The 16,985-nt window shown below is 76.2% G+C and carries 15 protein-coding genes and 1 pseudogene; 4 read left to right on the forward strand and 12 right to left on the reverse strand.

The window, feature by feature from the left end; all coding sequences use genetic code 11:
* Window positions 1-43 precede the first annotated feature (43 nt).
* Complete coding sequence (locus ACRYM6_RS11380; RefSeq protein WP_432542986.1) at window positions 44-844, forward strand: DUF6807 family protein; 801 nt, start codon at window positions 44-46, stop codon at window positions 842-844.
* Complete coding sequence (locus ACRYM6_RS11385; RefSeq protein ID WP_432542987.1) at window positions 841-1,992, forward strand: Gfo/Idh/MocA family protein; 1,152 nt, start codon at window positions 841-843, stop codon at window positions 1,990-1,992. Before ACRYM6_RS11380 ends, ACRYM6_RS11385 begins: the two co-directional genes overlap by 4 nt.
* A 145-nt stretch (window positions 1,993-2,137) precedes the next feature.
* Here ACRYM6_RS11385 and ACRYM6_RS11390 read toward each other — a convergent pair whose 3' ends face one another.
* The 10 genes and pseudogenes from ACRYM6_RS11390 to ACRYM6_RS11435 form a co-directional block, all read right to left on the reverse strand.
* Entirely contained in the window at window positions 2,138-2,677 is a 540-nt protein-coding gene (locus ACRYM6_RS11390; protein WP_432542988.1) for a riboflavin kinase, read from the reverse strand.
* Window positions 2,674-3,351, reverse strand: coding sequence for an isochorismatase family protein (locus ACRYM6_RS11395; RefSeq protein ID WP_432543000.1), 678 nt, complete (start codon window positions 3,349-3,351; stop codon window positions 2,674-2,676). Before ACRYM6_RS11395 ends, ACRYM6_RS11390 begins: the two co-directional genes overlap by 4 nt.
* Window positions 3,352-3,654: 303 nt before the next feature.
* Window positions 3,655-4,884 (reverse strand): annotated as a pseudogene (locus ACRYM6_RS11400) (MFS transporter); the annotation flags it as partial.
* 1 nt (window position 4,885) lies between these two features.
* Entirely contained in the window at window positions 4,886-6,583 is a 1,698-nt protein-coding gene (locus ACRYM6_RS11405; protein WP_432542989.1) for an amidase, read from the reverse strand.
* Window positions 6,580-7,521 (reverse strand): carbon-nitrogen hydrolase family protein, encoded by a 942-nt coding sequence (locus tag ACRYM6_RS11410; protein ID WP_432542990.1) that lies wholly within the window; start codon window positions 7,519-7,521, stop codon window positions 6,580-6,582. The genes ACRYM6_RS11405 and ACRYM6_RS11410 overlap by 4 nt, the downstream gene beginning before the upstream one ends.
* Window positions 7,522-7,612: 91 nt before the next feature.
* On the reverse strand, window positions 7,613-8,707 hold the full coding sequence (gene rutA, locus ACRYM6_RS11415) for a pyrimidine utilization protein A (RefSeq protein ID WP_432542991.1): 1,095 nt from the start codon (window positions 8,705-8,707) through the stop codon (window positions 7,613-7,615).
* A gap of 122 nt (window positions 8,708-8,829) precedes the next feature.
* Complete coding sequence (locus ACRYM6_RS11420) at window positions 8,830-9,894, reverse strand: ABC transporter permease (RefSeq protein ID WP_432542992.1); 1,065 nt, start codon at window positions 9,892-9,894, stop codon at window positions 8,830-8,832.
* Window positions 9,891-11,477, reverse strand: a complete 1,587-nt coding sequence (locus tag ACRYM6_RS11425) for a sugar ABC transporter ATP-binding protein (protein ID WP_432542993.1) — start codon at window positions 11,475-11,477, stop codon at window positions 9,891-9,893. Before ACRYM6_RS11425 ends, ACRYM6_RS11420 begins: the two co-directional genes overlap by 4 nt.
* A complete protein-coding gene (locus ACRYM6_RS11430; protein ID WP_432542994.1) occupies window positions 11,474-12,652 on the reverse strand; it encodes a sugar ABC transporter substrate-binding protein in 1,179 nt (392 codons plus the stop codon). The genes ACRYM6_RS11425 and ACRYM6_RS11430 overlap by 4 nt, the downstream gene beginning before the upstream one ends.
* Before the next feature lie 164 nt (window positions 12,653-12,816).
* On the reverse strand, window positions 12,817-13,878 hold the full coding sequence (locus ACRYM6_RS11435; RefSeq protein WP_432542995.1) for a LacI family DNA-binding transcriptional regulator: 1,062 nt from the start codon (window positions 13,876-13,878) through the stop codon (window positions 12,817-12,819).
* Window positions 13,879-14,009: 131 nt separating this feature from the next.
* On the opposite strand from ACRYM6_RS11435, the gene ACRYM6_RS11440 reads away from it, so the two are divergent.
* Both ACRYM6_RS11440 and ACRYM6_RS11445 read left to right on the forward strand, forming a co-directional pair.
* Complete coding sequence (locus ACRYM6_RS11440; RefSeq protein WP_432542996.1) at window positions 14,010-14,531, forward strand: flavin reductase family protein; 522 nt, start codon at window positions 14,010-14,012, stop codon at window positions 14,529-14,531.
* 23 nt (window positions 14,532-14,554) lie between these two features.
* Window positions 14,555-15,085, forward strand: a complete 531-nt coding sequence (locus ACRYM6_RS11445; protein WP_432543001.1) for an NADPH-dependent FMN reductase — start codon at window positions 14,555-14,557, stop codon at window positions 15,083-15,085.
* A 257-nt stretch (window positions 15,086-15,342) separates the two neighbouring features.
* Here the strand turns inward: ACRYM6_RS11445 and ACRYM6_RS11450 are convergent, their stop codons facing one another.
* Window positions 15,343-15,501 (reverse strand): hypothetical protein, encoded by a 159-nt coding sequence (locus ACRYM6_RS11450; protein ID WP_432542997.1) that lies wholly within the window; start codon window positions 15,499-15,501, stop codon window positions 15,343-15,345.
* A 253-nt stretch (window positions 15,502-15,754) separates the two neighbouring features.
* Window positions 15,755-16,861, reverse strand: a complete 1,107-nt coding sequence (locus ACRYM6_RS11455) for a fatty acid desaturase family protein (protein WP_432542998.1) — start codon at window positions 16,859-16,861, stop codon at window positions 15,755-15,757.
* Window positions 16,862-16,985 lie beyond the last annotated feature (124 nt).

Genomic DNA, 16,985 nt, shown 5'->3' on the forward strand with positions numbered 1-16,985 from the left:
CCGGCGACGGGGCGCTCCGCCGGGTCGGCGCCGAGGTCCACCGGTGATCGCCGGGACCCTGGAGGTCGAGGGCCGCACCGTCGCCGTCCTCGACGACGGCACCGGCATGGAACGCCGGCTCTCCCCGCGCCCCCACCTGCACCCCGTGCGCACCCTCGGCGGCCGCCTCGTCACCGACGTCCGCCCCGACGACCACCTGCACCACCACGGCGTCGGCATCGCCGTCCCCGACGTCGACGGCACCAGCTACTGGGGCGGGCGCACGTACGTCCGCGGCGAGGGCTCCCGGGAACTCGGCAACCACGGCGTGCAGCGCCTGGCCGCACCCGGCGGCACCGTCGACTGGACCGACCGGCACGGGAGGCTCCAGATCCGCGAGCAGCGCCGCACCACCGCCACACCCGACCCCGAGGGCTGGCTCCTGCGGTGGCGCTCCACCGTCGAGGCGCTCGCGCCCCTGAGCGTCGGCAGCCCCGCCACCAACGGCCGCGACGGCGCGTTCTACGGCGGGTGGCTGTGGCGCACCCCGTTCGCCACCGCGCAGGTCCACGTCGCCGAGGGGGAGGGGACCGCCACCGCGCACGGCTCCACCTCGCCCTGGCTGAGCCTCAGCGCCGAAGGGGTGTGGCTCCTCGCCGTCCAGCGCGCCGAACCCCTGCCCTGGTTCGTCCGCACCGAGGGGTGGGTGGGTTTCGGCCCGGCCTGGGCCGTCGACCGGCGCCGGGAACTGCGCCCCGGCGAACCCCTGCACGTCCACCTCGACGTCCTCGTCGGCGACGGCCACCGCAGCGGTCCCCAGCACCGGGACACCGCCGCCCGCCTGCTCGGGCAGGACACCCCGTGAGCGCCGTGCCCACCGCGGTGCCCACCGTGGCGCTCGCCGGCGTCCACGGGTTCGGCCGCACGTACGTCGAGCGCCTCACCGCCCGCCACCGCGCCGGGCGGCTGCGCTGGACCGCCGCCGCCGACCCCCGGCTCGCCGCCGGGGAGGTGCCGCCCGGGATGCCCGGCGACGTCGCGGCGCACCGGGACCTCGCCGACCTCCTGGCCCACCACCGCCCCGACGTGGTCGCGCTGGCCACCCCGCTGCACACCCACGCCGACCTGGCCGCCGCCGCGCTGCGCGCGGGGTCCGACGTGCTGCTGGAGAAACCCGCGACCACCGGGCTGGAGGAGTTCACGACCCTCCAGCGGATCGCCGAGGAGTGCGGCCGTCAGGTGCAGGTGGGTTTCCAGAGCCTGGGGTCCGACGCCCCCGCCCACGTCCGCGCCCGGATCGCGGCCGGCCGCATCGGCAGCGTCACCGGGTACGCGGCCGGCGGGTGCTGGCAGCGACCGCGGTCCTACTTCACCCGCGCCGACTGGGCGGGCCGGCGGCGGCTGGGGGACCGCGTCGTCGCCGACGGCGTCCTGACGAACCCGCTGGCCCACGCGGTCGCGACGGCGCTGGCGGTCGCCGACCGCCGCGGGGCCGACGACGTCGTCTCGGTGCTGGTGGACCCGCACCGCGTCAACGACATCGAGACCGACGACACGACGGCCGTCCGGGTCGGGCTGCGGGACTCACCCGGTCTCGTCCTGGCGGGCACCCTCGCGGCGTCCGAAGCCGGGGAGCCCTTCGTCGTCGCGCGGGGGACCGGCGGCCGCATCACCCTCTACTACACCCTCGATGTCGTCGTGGAGGAGGTTCCCGGACGGCCCCCGCTGGTCAGCCGGCACGACCGCACCGATCTGCTCGACGACCTGCTGGAGCACCGCGCCAGCGGCCGCCCGCTGCTGTCCCCGCTGGCGGGTTCCGGGGCGTTCACCCGGGTCCTGGACGCCATCGTCGGGGGCCCGGCACCCCGCCCGGTCGACCCGGTCCGGGTGCGCGCCGTCGACCTGCCCGGCGGCGACCGGCGCCTGGAGCTGCCCGGGGTCGAGGAGGCCGTGGCCGCGGTCCTGGAGACGCACCGCACGTTCACCGAGCTCGGGGTGGACTGGACCCGGTGAGCGCGCCCGGCCAGGTCGGCGGAACCGCCGATCTCGCCGGGTACCGGAACCCGAGTGCTGAGCCCGGTTCACCTGACCCCCGACAGCGCGCCGGGGCCCGGCTGGACGTCGTGCGATCGGACAGGAGGGCCGGACGTCCGCGCGCCTACTGCCGACACCCGACCACCAGGTGACCGAGACCGGCCCCGGCGGCCCACGCGCGCGTGCCGGCCACGTCGCGGTGCACCTGCGCGACGAGCCCGTCCGTCCCGTCGAACCGGCGCTGCGGCCGCAGCCGGACGTGGAGCCGGACCTCGACGGTGCGGTCGTACAGGTCGCCGGTGAAGTCCAGCAGGTGGGCTTCCAGGAGCCGGTGGCCGTCCCTGCCGTAGAACGTCGGGCGGTGCCCCACGGAGACGGCGGCGACGTGCAGCGCGCCACCGCCGCCGGGGTCGACCTGCACGGTGCCGGCCCACACCCCGTCGCGCAGCCCGTGCCCGGGGACGGCGACGTTGGCGGTGGGGAAACCCAGCAGCCGGCCCCGCTCGTCGCCGTGCTCGACGACCCCGGAGACGACCAGCGCGACGCCCGCGGCGGTGTCGCGCGGTCGCGGGACCGCCGGTCGCGGGGAACCCGGGGAGCCCGGGAAACCCCGCGTCCCGGGCGCACCCGGCCCGGTGCTCGTCGTCGTCCGCGTCGTGGTCACCGCGTCGTCACCTCGCCCGTCCCCGCGCGGGGGCGCGCCACCGCGTCCAGGTGCTCCAGGGCGGCCGCCAGCGACCACACCTCGCCCATCTTGTGACCGATGTCGAACAGGTTGGCCCGGTGGATCGCCTCGTCGCGGTCGCCCACGGCGTCGGCGACCACGACCGGGACGAAACCGTGCTGCATGGCGTCCAGGGTGCTGGCGCGCACGCAGCCGGAGGTGCTCAGCCCGGCGATGAGCAGGGTGTCCACCCCCAGGGCGTCCAGGTGCGCCGCGAGGCCGGTGCCGAAGAACGCGCTGGGGTACTGCTTGACGACCTCGTGCTCGCCGGGCCGGGGTTCGAGACCGTCCACGTAGGCGGCGAAGGGGCTGCCGGTGGTGAACGCGGCCAGGGCGGGGACCTTGCGGAAGAACACCCCGGCGTCGGACCCGTCGGGCCGGATGTCGACGCGGGTCACGACGACCGGGATCCCCGCCGAGCGCGCCGCGCCGAGCAGGACCCGCATCGCGGCCACCGGTTCCTCCACCCCGGCGTACAGGGAGCAGCGGGGATCGGTGTAGGCGCGCGCCGGGTCGACGAGCAGCAGCGCCGGGCGCTCGCCCGGGCGCAGGTGGTGGCCGTACCCGGCGGTTTCGTAGTCGCGCTGCTGCGTGCTGGTCGGGTGGGTGGTCACGGTCGCTCCTTCGGCGGGAGGGGGTGGGACGGGCCCGCGCTGCGGGGACCGGGGGCGCGGGGGCGGGGGAGCGGCGGGCGGGGCCGGGGGACGGCCGCGGGTCGGCGGCAGGCTCCAGCAGGCCACCAGCGCGAGCGCGGCCAGCACCGCGAGGACGGCCAGCGCGGTGCGCACCCCGCTGGCGAACGCGGCCGTCCCGCCGGCCCCGGAGGCGGTCAGGGTGCCGGCGTACGCGGCGGCGCGGTCCGCGGCGCCGAGCCCGCTCGTGGCGACCCCCAGCGCCAGCGCGGTGCTGAGCAGGTACCCGACGTTCTGCAGGGCGGAGCGGACCCCGTTGGCCGCGCCCCGCGAACCCGCGGCGACGGTGAGCATCAGGGTGCTGGTGCTGGGGGTCATGAACAGCCCGGTGCCGATGCCGACCGCGGCCAGCGCCGGCCCGACCGGCCCGTAGGGGCCGCCCGGGCGCAGCACCACGGCGAGGGTGACGACCCCGCCCAGCACGAGCGCGCTGCCGACGGTGGTGAGCAGCCGGGCGCTGACCCGGCCCACGAGGTGCCCGGCCGCGACGGCGGCCAGCGTCGTGCCGACCGCCACCGGGCTGACCAGCAGCCCGGCGGCCAGAGCGTCGCGGTGCCCGGCGGCCTGCAGCACCAGCGAGGCGAGCACGACGACGGAGTACTGCGCGGCGGCGTTGAGCAGCACCGCCGCGTACAGCGGCGCCCGCACCCGGTGGACTACCAGGCGCAGGTCGACCAGCGGGTGCCGCCGGCGGGCCTGCAGCACCGCGAACGCGGCCCACGCCACCGCCGCGAGCGCGGCGACCGCGACGGTGCCCCCGGCGCCGGGCAGGCCGACCGCGCTCAGCGCGTCGGGGGACAGGGCCAGCAGGGTCGCCGTCAGCGCCAGCGCGGACAGCCCCGCCCCGGCCAGGTCGAAGGGCTGGCGGGGCCCGGGGGGCCGGCGCGCGGCGGGCAGCACCAGCAGCGACCACACCAGGCCCACCGCGCACAGCGGCAGCGTCAGCAGGAACGTGCCGCGCCAGCCCAGCAGTTCCGTCGCGGCACCGCCCAGCAGGGGGCCCGCCGCCTGGCTGACCGCGGCGACGGTGGCGTTCAGGCCCAGCGCGCGTCCCAGCGAGGACGCCGGGAACACGTCGGTGAGCAGCGGGGTCGTGTTGGTGACGAGGGCGGCCGCCCCGACGGCCTGCACGGTGCGGGCGGCGATGAGCACCTCCGCCGAGGGGCTCAGCGCGCACGCCACCGTCGCGGCGGTGAACACCGCGAAACCCGCCAGGTACAGCGGGCGGCGGCCCAGGATGTCCGCGAGGCGGCCCAGCGCGAGGATCAGCGCGGTCGTGACGAGCATGTACGACAGCAGGACCCAGCTCGCCTGCCCGGCGCTCGCGCCGAGTTCCCGGGTGATCGTCGGCAGCGCGACGTTCACCCCGGAGACGTTGAGGAACACCACGACCACGCCGCAGCCGGTCGCGGAGAAGACCGTCCACGGCGAGCGCGACGGTGCACCACCGGCCACGTCAGCGGTCGGCCGGCGCGGCGGGGGGCGCGGCGGGGGGCGCGGCGAGGTGGTGGTCGGTCAGGCGCTGGAACGCCACCCCCAGCCCCAGCAGCAGGGCGTCGTCGAAGGGGCGCCCCACCAGCTGCACCGCCACCGGGAACCCGTCACGGCCCCGCCCGGCGGGCAGCACCAGCGCCGGCGACCCGGTCAGGTTGAACGGGGACGTGTTGCGCGGCAGCACCTCCTGCAGCGGGACGCGCTGCCCGCCCACGTCGACGGTCAGGTCGTCCAGCCGGGGGGCGGTGGCGCCGACCCCGGGGGTCAGCAGCGCGTCCACCCCGGCGGCGTCCATCGCCGCCTGTACCGCGCGCTGCGCCGCGGCCCGCGACCGCAGGGCGCGCAGGTAGTCCGCGGCGCTCGCCCCCGCCCCGCGGGCCAGCCGCTTGCGGGTCCCGGCGTCGAACAGGTCGACCCGGGCCAGCGCGGCCTCCTGGGTGGCGAGCAGTTCGCTGGACAGCACGACGAGGGCGTCGGCGTACGCCTCGCCCGCGCCGGGCAGGTCCACGTCGACGACCTCGGCGCCGGCGGCGCGCAGGACGGCGGCCGCGTCGTCCACGGCCGCGACCACGGCCGGGTCGCAACGCTGCTCGAACCAGCCGCGCACCCGGCCCAGGCGCCGGCCCCCCAGCCGGGCGTGCGCCGCCACGTCCGCGGGGGCGCACGCGGGCACGTGCTCGGCGGCCGTGGGGTCGGCGCCGTCGGGACCGGCCAGGACGTGCAGCACCGCCGCGAGGTCGGCCGCGCTGCGCGCCAGCGGTCCCACGTGGTCCAGCGTCCAGGACAGGGTCGCCACCCCGGTGCGCGGCACGAGGCCGTGGGTGGGTTTCAGTCCCGTCAGCCCGCAGATCGAGGCCGGGACCCGCACCGAGCCGCCGGTGTCGGTGCCCAGCGCCAGCGGCACCGCGCGCGCCGCGACGGCCGCGGCCGAACCGGTGGAGGACCCGCCCGTCCAGCGCCCGGGCCCCCAGGGGTTCGGCACCGCGGGGTGGCGCCGGCCGGTGGGCAGGCCGCAGGCGAACTCGGTGGTCGCGGTCATCGCGACGGGCACCGCCCCCGCGGCGCGCAGCCGGGCCACGGCGGTGGCGTCGGCGGTGGCGACGCGGTCGCCGGTGTGCAGGGAACCGCAGGTGACGGGGGTGCCGGCGACGTCGACGATCTCCTTGACCGCGAACGGGACCCCCTCCAGCGGGCGGGCGGTCCCGGTGGCCCAGCGGCGCGCGCTCTCGGCGGCGGCCGCGCGGCTGCCCGCGACGGCGGCGGTGAACGCCGCGGGCGCCGGGCCGGTGGGCCCGGTGGCCGCGACGGCGGCGTCGTGCACCGCGAGCGGGTCCAGCGTCCCGTCGGCGTAGGCGGCGAGCAGGTCCAGGACGCCGCCGGACCCGCTGCGGGGGAGCAGATCAGCCGCCGCGGGGCCCGGGGTGCCGGCCCGGGCGGCCGCGCGCGCGGCGCGGCGCAGGAACTCCTGGCCGGCGGCCGGTTCGGGCCCGGTGGCGCTGGGTGAGGCGGGGTGGAGCCGGGTGCGGGCGCCGGCCAGCAGGTCCTGGTACTCGGCGTCGGCGAGCGCGGCGCGGGCCAGGTCGGCGACCACCTCGGCGGGGGCCTCGGCGGGGGCCTCGGCGGGGGCCGCGCGGTGGGCGGTCGCCACGGGGACGTTCACGCGGGGACCCCGCCGCGGGTCAGGCGGGCCAGCAGGTCCACCACGTCGGCCCGCCGGTCGCGGGCCAGGGGGAACGCGGCCCGCGCGCGGTCCACGTCGGCGAGGTCGACGTCCACGCGCAGCACGTGCCCGGCCGCGTGCGGGGGCGCCTCGGCCAGCACGGCGCCGGTGGGGCCCACCACGCAGGAGCGGCCGAAGTAGTCCACCGACGTCCCGTTCAGGTGCTCGGTCCCGGCGCGGTTCGCCGCGACCACGAGCACCTGCGACTCCATCGCCCGCACCGACAGCTCGGTCGTGAACAGCGTCTCCCGGTCGCCCAGCGAGCTGACGACGGCCAGGACGACCTCGGCGCCCAGGGCCCGCGCCAGCGCCCAGTGCTCGGGGAAGGACCGGTCGTAGCAGATGACGCAGGCGAAGCGGGTGCCCAGCAGGTCGAGCACGACGGGCGCCGGGCCCGGGGCGAAGAAGTACTTCTCGTCCACGTCGACGCCACCGACGTGGTTCGCGGGCAGGGCGAGCTTGCGGTACGCGGGGTAGGTGCGCCCCTCGGCGTCGCGCCAGGGCAGCAACCGCCCCGCCGCGTCGACCGCCACCGCGGAGTTGTGCAGGACACCGGCGGCGGTGCGCTCGTACATCCCCCACACGATCGCGACGCCGAGCTCGCGGGCGAGCGCGCCGAAGAACTCCGTGGCCGGGCCGGGCAGGGTCTGGGCCCACCCGGTGCGGTCGCTGGCCCGGGAGGTGCAGAAGTACGGGGTGGTGATGAGCTCGGGCAGCAGCACCAGCTGCGGGGCCAGGCCGTCGGCGTCGGGGGCGGCGGCCTCGCGGACCAGGCCGGCGAGGACGTCGAGGTTCCCGGCGAGATCCTCGGTGCACTCCCCGGCCTGCACGACGCCGATCCGCAGGGGCCGCTGCGGGCCCGGGTCCGTACCGCTCACGTTCTGCTCCTCCTGGTGCTGTTCGGTCGTCGGTGCGCGGGCCGCGACGCCGGGACGGGTCCGGTCCCGGCGTCGCCGCGGTGCGCCGGGGTCAGGCGGGGGCGCCGGCCTGCACGGGGATGCGGTTGCGCGACCGCATGAGCGGCTGGATGCGGGTGCCGAAGTCGTCCAGGCCCTGGAGGAAGTCGTCGAAGGTGAGCATGACGCCCTCGACGCCCGGCAACCCGGCCAGTTCGTCCAGCATCCGCGCGACGCTCTCGTAGGACCCGACGAGGGTGCCCATGTTGAAGTTCACCGCCCCCTCGGGCAGCGAGATCGTCCGGGCGGTGGAGCTGTCGTCGGCGGCGGTGTCCGCCGAGGCCTCGCCGGCCTGGTAGTCAAGGGCGCTGGTGTCGGCGTTGTCGTGGTAGTCGTGCCACTTCGCCAGGGCCAGTTCGTCGGTCTCGTCGGCGATGACCATGAACAGCGCGAACGCCCCTACGTCGCGGCCGGTCCGGTCCACGGCCTCCACGAGGCGCTCGCCGGTGCCGGCCAGGGCGGTGGGGGTGTTCACCCCGGTGCCCATGAGGAAGTTGTGGTCGGCGTGCTCGGCGGCGAACGCCATGCCCGACGCGCTCTGCCCGGCGGCGACGATGTCGATGTGCCCGCCGGTCGGCCGCGGGGACAGGACGCAGTCGTCCATGGAGTAGAACTCGCCCTTGAAGTCGCTGCGGCCGTCCGCCCACAGCTCGCGCATGACCTGGACGTACTCGGCGGCGCGGGCGTAGCGGTTCTTGAAGTGCTCGTCGCCGGGCCACAACCCCATCTGGGTGTACTCACCGGGCGCCCACCCGGTCACGATGTTGACGCCGAACCGGCCGGGGGCGATCGAGTCGACCGTGGAGGCCATGCGCGCCACGAGGGCCGGCGGGAGGGTGAGGATCGCGGTGGAGGCGTAGAGCTTGATCTTCTCGGTGACCGCGGCCAGGCCCGCCATGAGGGTGAAGGACTCCATGGCGTGGTCCCAGAACTCGGTGTCGCCGCCGAAACCGCGGAACTTCACCATCGACAGCGCGAAGTCGAGGCCGTGGCCCTCGGCCTTCTGCACGATCTGCTTGTTCAGCTCGAACGTGGGCATGTACTGCGGGGAGCTCTTGGAGATGAGCCAGCCGTTGTTCGCGATCGGGATGAACACTCCGATGTCCACGGGTTCCTCCTGGGTCTGTGCTCGGTCGGGGTGGGTCCGGCGGTGCGTGACTTCGAATGTATTCAGGTGCCGTTGCGGTGCTGTCTCCATCGTGTGAACACCGCGTTGCGGCGCGGGCGGGGTCAGCCGGCGGCGCCGGAGCGGTGCCGCACGTAGCGGCTCAGCCCCACGGCCACCACGAGCGCGCCGCCGTAGAACAACTGCTGCACGAAGCTCTGGGCCCCCATCATCTGCAGGCCGACGACCCCGGAGGACAGGAAGTACACCGCCACCACCGTGCCCAGCGGGTTGAAACGCCCCGGGACGATCGCGGTGGCGCCCAGGTAGGCGGCGGCGAACGCGGGCAGCAGGAACGACTGGCCCGAGGAGGGGTCGGCCCCGCCCAGCGCCCCCGCGTACACCACCCCGGCCAGCCCCGCGATCAGCGAGGCCCCCAGGAACGCCCCGGCCCGCAACCGGTCCACCGCGAAACCCGACAGCGCCGCGACCTGGGGGCTGCGGCCCACGAACAGCAGCCGGCGCCCCAGCGGGGTGAACTCCAGCACCAGCGCCAGGACCACCGCGGCGGCCAGCGCGGCGTAGAACTGCAGCGGGACCCCCAGGAACCGGCTGCCCACGGTCGCCGACACCAGCGCGGGGTCGATGCCCGTCACGCTCGACTGGCCGCTGATCCACTGCACGACGCCGAGCGCGAACGTGCCCGAGCCCAGGGTCACGATGAACGACGGGATGCCGAAGCGGACGACCCCGACGGCGTTCGCGACCCCCACGAGCAGGGCCGCGCCGATCCCGCCCGCCACGGCCGCGGCGATGCCCCAGCCCTGCTGGACGTTCAGCACGGCGGTCACCATCGCCGACAGCGAGAGCGTGGAGGCGATCGACAGGTCGAACTCCCCGGTCGTCAGCGGCAGCAGCACGCCCAGGGCCAGGATCAGCAGCACCGCCTGCGAACCCAGGACGCTCTGCAGGTTCCCCGCGGTGGGGTACGTGTCCGGGCGCAGCAGCGAGAACACCACGACGACCAGGGCCCAGGCGGCGATGAGCGCGAACCGCTCGCCGTGGCCGCGGGCCCTGGCGCGCGGTGCCGGCCCCGCCGCGCCCGGGGACCCCGGGGTCGAGGCGGTCCGGCCGCGCCGGCCGCCCTGCGCGGCGTCCCGCGTGCTGTGCTGCGTCGTCTCCTGGGTCATGACCTGCTCTCCTGGGGCTGAGGGGTGCGGACCTGCTGTCGGGGGACCAGCGCGGTGCTGGACAGCACGCGGTCGGAGATCGTCGCCGGGTCGAGGTCGGGGCCGGTCAGCTCGGCGACGACCCGCCCGCGGGCCAGGACGAGCACCCGGTCGCAGACGGTGGCCAGCTGCTCGTAGTCGGAGCTGCACAGCACCGTCGCCGCCCCCTCCCGCGCGGCCTCGCGCAGCACCCCGAAGATGTGCGCGCGGGCGCCGACGTCGACGCCCTGGGTGGGTTCGGCCAGCAGCACCAGGCGCGGCCCGGTCTGCAGCCACTTGGCCAGCACGGCCTTCTGCTGGTTCCCGCCGCTGAGCGTCCCGAACACCGCGCCCGGGTCCCGGGGGCGGACGTCGAACCGCTCGGCGAGCTCGGCGGCCCGGGCCCGCAGGGCGCGCGGGCGCACCCGCCAGCGCGAACCCAGCTCGGTCAGGACGGGCATCGTCACGTTGCGCTCGACGCTCTCCTCCAGCACCCCGCCGTCCCGGCGGCGGTCGGCCGGCACGTAGACGACGCCGCGCCGCAGCGAGGACGCCGGGGTGGCCGACGCCACCGGCAGCGCCGTGCCGTCGAGGTCGAGGGAGCCGCCGCCGGCCCGGCGGGCCCCGTACAGCAGCGGCAGGACGTCCTCGTGGCCCGAACCGGCCAGCCCGGTCAGGCCGAGCACCTCCCCGCGCCCGACGTCGAAGGAGAGGCCGTGCACGCGAGGGCCTCCCAGGTCGCGGACCCGGGCCCGCGCGACCGCTCCCGCCGGCGACGGCGGCCGGGCCGCCCCCGCCTGCGCCGCGGCCGCGGCGGCGAGGGCGGGACCGACGATCAGCTCGGCCAGCTGCGCCGGTGTCGTGGTGGCGGAGTCCACCGTCGCCTCCAGCCGGCCGTCGCGCAGGACGCTGACGCGGCCGGTGTGCTGCAGGACCTCGTGCAGGTCGTGGGAGACCAGCAGGACCCCGGTCCGGCCGTCGGCGACGAGCTCGTGCACGACGCGGAAGAGCAGGTCGGTGCCCTCGCGGGGCAGGAACACCGTGGGTTCGTCGAGGATGAGCAGCGCCCGGGAGTCGCCGAGCTCGTCCACGGCCCGCAGGATCGCCACCAGGGCGCGCTCGGTGTCGCCCAAGCCCGCCACCGGGGCGGCGGGGTCGAGGTCCACGCCGTAGCGGGCCAGCGTCTGCGCGGCGCGGCGGCGCTCGGCCCGCCACGACACCACCGCGCGGCGGGCGGCGATCGCCTGGGCGACGCGCATGTTCTCCGCCACGGACAGTTCCGGCAGCAGGCCCAGGTCCTGGTGGACCACGCTGATCCCCAGGCGGCGGAACTCCCCGGGCGCCAGCGGCAGCGGGACCGGGCGCCCGTGCACCTCCAGCCGGGCGCCGGGGTCGGGCGGGTGCACGCCGGTGAGGACCTTGATGAGCGTGGACTTGCCCGAGCCGTTCTCGCCCAGCAGGCCGTGGACCTCCCCGGCCCCGACCTCCAGGGCGACGCCGTCCAGCGCGCGGTGCGCGCCGAACGTCTTGCTCAGCGCCTCGACCCGCAGGGCGGGGGAGTTCACGGTGCGCCCCAGAGCGCCTCGTACCCCGCGACGTGGGCGTCGCCGTAACCCTGTCCGGCCACGGGCGGGGTCCCGGTGGCGTCGACGTTCTCGTCGGTGAACACCTTCAGCGGCGTCTTCTGGTCCCCGTCGGCGACCAGCGGTGCGCCGGTGAGGACCCGCCCGACCTGGTCCAGCGTGGACCACGCGAGCCAGCGGATGTCCTCCCCGACGTCCATCGCCATGACGTCGCCGTCCTGCATGAGCTTCAGCACGTCGGGGGTCCCGTTGAAGGAGGCCATCTGCACCTGCCCCGTCTTCCCGGCGGCGGTGACGCCCTGCTGCGCGTAGAGGGCCATGGAGTCGTAGATCGGCAGGACGTACCCGACGCCGGGGTCGGACTGCAGCGCGGTCTGCACCTCGCCGGAGATCTTCGTCGCCCAGTCCGTGACGGGGACGTTGACGACCTTCACGGTGCACGCGGGGCAGTTCTGCTCGAACGTCGCGCGCATCGACTCCACCATCCCCTTCGACGGCGGGACCTCGTCGGCGGTGAGCAGGACGGCGTTCGCCTCGCCCTCGGAGTCGGCGATCGCCCAGTTCGCGATGAGCGCGGCGGCCTCGTCGAACGGCGCGGTCACCTGGGCGGTCACCAGGTCGGCGGCCTGCGGGCTGAAGGTGTCGCCGGTCTGCAGGGTGTGGGTGACGACGACGGGGATCCCGGCCGCCTTCGCCCGTTGCAGCGCAGGGACGATGAGGTCGACGTTCACGCCCTGCGCCAGGACGACGACGTCCGCGCCCTGGCTGACGGCCTGGTCGATCCCCGCGCTGTGCTCGGTCGGGGTCCCCTGGTTGGCGTACTCCACCCACGTCGCCCCGTAGCGCTCGGCGATGGCCGCGCTCTCCTCGTCGACGGCCTGCACGTAGGGCACGGCCGAGGAGTTCGGGATGTTGAAGATCGTCTTCCCGGCGATGTCGCGCATCGGGAAGGCCGGGGCCTGGAGCTCGAACGTCGGGTCGGCGCTGGCCGCCTCGACGGCCGCGGCGGCGGCGCTGACGCCGGCGGCGTCGACCTCCCCGCCGGCGGTGGAGGCGCTGGACCCGCCGCTGCAGGCCGCCAGGCCCAGGGCCAGGGTCAGGGCGGCGGCCAGGGCGGTGCTGCGCCGGGTTTCACGGGTCGGGGTGGCACTGGGCACGGAAGGGCCTCCAGGACGGTGGGGGCGGCGCGGAGCGGGGTGCGACGGCGGGCGGGGGCCGCGGGGCACCGGCTGCGGAACGCCGGGAACGGTCGTGCCTTCGAAGTCATGGAAAACCTAGGCCGGGCCCGTTACGCCCCCGCTCTCCGGCGGTTAAGAGTGCGTTACGCCCCGCGGCGGCGGGTGGAACCCCGCTCCACCAGTTCCACGCCGAACACCCGGTGCACGCGCGGCCGGTCCGGATCGGCGATCCGCTCCAGCATCGCCGCGGCCGCCGCCTCCGCCATCTCCACCAGCGGCTGCCGGACGGTGGTGAGGTCGATCATCGACCAGCCCGCCCAGTCCAGGTCGTTGTAACCGATCACCGCGACGTCGCCGGGCACCGACAACCCCAGCCGGCCGGCGGCGTCCAGGACCCCCAGGGCGATGTAGTCGGTCTGGCAGAACACCGCGTCGGGACGCTGCCCGGCGGGCACGTCCCCCAGCAGGCTCAGCGCGCCCTCCAGCCCGGTCCGCGGGTCGACCTGCCCCCGGCGCACCCGCTCGCGCGGCAGCGTCAGGCCCAGCGCCGACAGTTCCGCGCGGAAACCCCGTTCGCGGCGCGCCAGGCTCGGGTTGTCCCGGGGGCCGGCCACCATCGCGGGCCGGCGCGCGCCGATGGCGTGCAGGTGCCGGGCCACCAGCCGCCCGCCCTCGGCGTTGTCGGAGGTCATCCGGTCCACCCGTCCGCCCAGGGCGGTGTCGACGTCCCGGTTGAGCACCACGACCGGCATGCGGGCGTCCAGCAGGTCCGCCACGACGGGGGAACTGGTGCGCGCGGAGACGTAGACGATGCCGTCGACGATCCCGCCGCGCAGGCCGTCGAGGTTCTGCTCGAACTCCCCGGACTGCTCCTCGTGGTCGCTCATCAGCACCACCCGGTACCCGTGGGCGTGGAAACTCCGCTGCAGGGTGCTGATGATCACCGGGTAGGAGGGGTTGCGCAGGTCCCCGGAGACGATGGCGACGGAGGAGGTGCGCCGGGTGATGAGGCTGCGGGCCGAGGCGTTGACGACGTAACCCATCTCGCGGGCCACCCGCAGCACCAGTTCCCGGGTCTCGGGGACGACCCGGGCGTCGCCGCGCAGCGCCCGGGACACCGTCGACTGCGACACCCCCGCCGCGCGGGCGACGTGGTAGCCGGTGACGGGCCCGCCGTCGGCGGTGTTGACCGTGGAGTCGCCCATGCCGGTGAGGATAGGTCGCCTCCCGTCCCCGGTGCAGCGCACTGGTCACACCGGCGAAACGACGACGCAACACGGGTGCCCGACGCTGGTCGTGCAATCGCAGTCATCCCTCCCACCGCAGGACGGTCCCCGTGCCCGAGCTGATCGACTACGACGACGACCCCAAGGCCCTGTTCGCCACCTTCGCGCTCTTCCCCTCCGGCGTCGCCGCCCTGTCCGCTGTCGTGGAGGGGGAGCCGGTCGTGCTGGTCGCCTCCTCCTTCCAGGTCGGCATCTCCGCCGCCCCGCCGCTCGTGCTGGTCGCCGTGCAGCACACCTCCACCAGCTGGCCCCGGCTGGCTGCCGCCGCCCGGGCCGGCGGCAGGATCGGCGTCTCGGTGCTCGGCGAGGCCCACGACGTCGCGGCCCGGCAGATGGCCTCCCGGGCCGGTGACCGCTTCGCCGGCATCGAGACCACGACCACCGCGTCGGGGGCGCACTTCGTGCACGGCGCCCCCGCCTGGCTGGAGTGCAGCCTGCACTCGCAGTTCCCCGCGGGTGACCACGACGTCGCCCTGCTGCAGGTGCACGCCCTGGGCACCGAACCGCACCGGGAACCGCTGGTCTGGCACGGTTCCGGTTTCCGCGCGCTGCGGGCGCGGGTGAGCGCGTGAGCGCGGTCACCGGCGGTGGGGGGCTGCGCACCGCCGTCGTGGTCGGCAACCCCCGGCCCGCCTCGCGGACCCTGGCCGCGGCCCGCGCCTGCGCCCGCCTGCTGGGCGGCGCCGAACCCGACGTGGTGGTCGACGTGATCACCCTCGGTCCCGGGCTGCTGGGCTGGGGTGACGCCGCGGTCGCGCGGGCCGTGGCCGACGTCGCGGCCGCCGACCTGCTCGTGGTGGCCAGCCCCACCTACAAGGCCACCTACACCGGCGTCCTGAAGCTGTTCCTCGACCAGTTCGCCGGCGGTGAGGGGCTGCGCGGGGTCACCGCCGTGCCCCTGATGCTCGGCGCCGGGCCCGCGCACGCGATGGCTCCCGACCTCCTGCTCAAACCCGTGCTGGCCGAGCTGGGCGCCGCGTGCCCGGCCCCGGGCCTGTACCTGAACGACCGGCAGGCCGAGGAGCAGGGGGAGCGCACCCCGGCGCTGGCCGCCCACGCCGAGCGGTGGGGTCCCGTCCTGCGCGCCACCGCGGCGGCCGGTCGCACCACCCGCGCACCGGCCTGACCGCCCGGGGTCACCGGCCGGGGTCGGCCCGGGGCGGGTCGGCCCGCCGTCCGCGGCGCAGCACCGGGAGCGAGGCCACGGGGAGCTGGCGGACCGTCACGCCGCGCAGCGACCGGCGCTGCCGGGCCACCGCGCGCTCGGCGAGCAGCGCCGCCCGGCGTGCGGCCCGGGACGCGGGGACCTGGCGCAGGGGTTGGGCGGGGCCGGTCCCGGGCGCCGCCGGGTCGGGATCCGCAGGGTCAGCAGGGTCCGCAGGGTCAGCCACGGTCGGCGGTGCCGGCGACGGGGACGGGGACCGGGGGAGCGGCGTCCTCGATCCGGCCCGCGGGACCGGGGACGAGCCAGCGCGCCTCCAGGTGGATCGCGGCGAGGACCGCCGCGGTGACCAGGAGGACGCAACAGACGACGGTGATCAAGAGGGGGACTCCACGTCCTGTCGACGACCTCGCAGGGACACCGACCGGAGCACGGCCACGGAGGCGGCGCCTGCGCTTGCTGTGGCTCCACCGTGCCCCGACCCGGCACCACCCGCACCCGCGCGCGCCCGTTCTTCCCCGTTCGGCCGCTTCCCGTCGACGCACAGTCATCAGTGATGGCTGTGCGTCCCGATCGAGGGCCCTGGGTGGAGCCGCTGCGACCTCGCCGCCCCCTCCGGGGGTGCGGGGAGGTTCAGGCCCGGAACTGCTGCGCCAGCGGGCAGGACCGCTGCCGCCGCCCGGCCAGCCCCACGCCGTTCAGGTGCGTGACGACCGCGGCGTAGGCGCCGGTGAAGGTCGTCTCCGTGTACGGCAGCCCCAGGTCGGCGCAGTGCCGGCGGACCAGCGGCTGCACCAGCCGCAGGTTCGGGCGCGGCATGCTCGGGAACAGGTGGTGCTCGACCTGCCGGTTCAGCCCGCCCATGAAGAAGTCCACCGGCCACCCACCGCCGACGTTGCGCGAGGACGACACCTGCCGGCGCAGGAAGTCCTGCTTCACCCCGCGCGCCAGGACCGGCATGCCCGTGTGGTTGGGGACGAAGGCCCCGCCCAGCAGGACCCCGAACACCGCCAGCTCGACACCCGCGAAGGCCACCGCCTTGCCCGGCGACATCGCCAGCAGCAGCACCGCGGCGTACGCCGTCCAGCGGGCGGCCAGCAGCAGGACCTCCAGGCGGCGGCGCTTGAGCGCGCCGCGGCGCAGCACCGCCGAGGCGCTGTCGTAGTGCAGGTTGAAACCCTCCAGCAGCAGCAGCGGCAGGAGCCAGTACCCCTGGTGGGTCAGGAACCAGCGGTGGACCCGCCCCTTGCCCTCCAGCGCCCCGGGGTGGAAGGCCAGGAGCTTGGAGTCGATGTCGGTGTCACGACCGACCTGGTTGGGCGCGGCGTGGTGGACGTTGTGCTTGCCGTTCCACCAGCCGTGGCTGAGCCCGGCCAGCAGGCTCGCCAGGCAGCGCGAGGCGACGGCGTTCCAGCGGGGGGAGGAGAAGATCTGCTGGTGCGCGGCGTCGTGGCCCAGGAAGGCCACCTGGCTCAGCGTCAGCGCGACCAGGGGTGCGAGCAGCAACTGCCACCACGTGTCCCCGAGGACCTGGACGAGCGCGGCGAGCGCGGCGAGCGTCAGCACGGTCGCGGCGATGCGCCGCCAGTAGTAGCCGCGTCGCCGGCCCAGCAGCCCCGCCTCGCGCACGTGCTGCGCCAGCGCCGTGTAGGAGCTGGTGAACCGGCGGGCTGCCGGCGCCGGGGGTGCGTCCGGGGTCCGCTCGGGGGCCCGGGGGCCGACGTCCTGGGAGTCGTTCATCGTCGTCCACCGATCGTGTCCGGTGGGACCGGCCGCTGTGGTTGAACGACGGTCCCACCCCGAGGTCAACACCGCTGCGGGGTGACCGCAACCGGGACGGCCGCGCCCGCGGCGGGACCCGCCG

This window comes from Kineococcus rugosus, assembly GCF_050871975.1.
In the GTDB taxonomy this organism is placed as follows: Bacteria; Actinomycetota; Actinomycetes; order Actinomycetales; family Kineococcaceae; genus Kineococcus.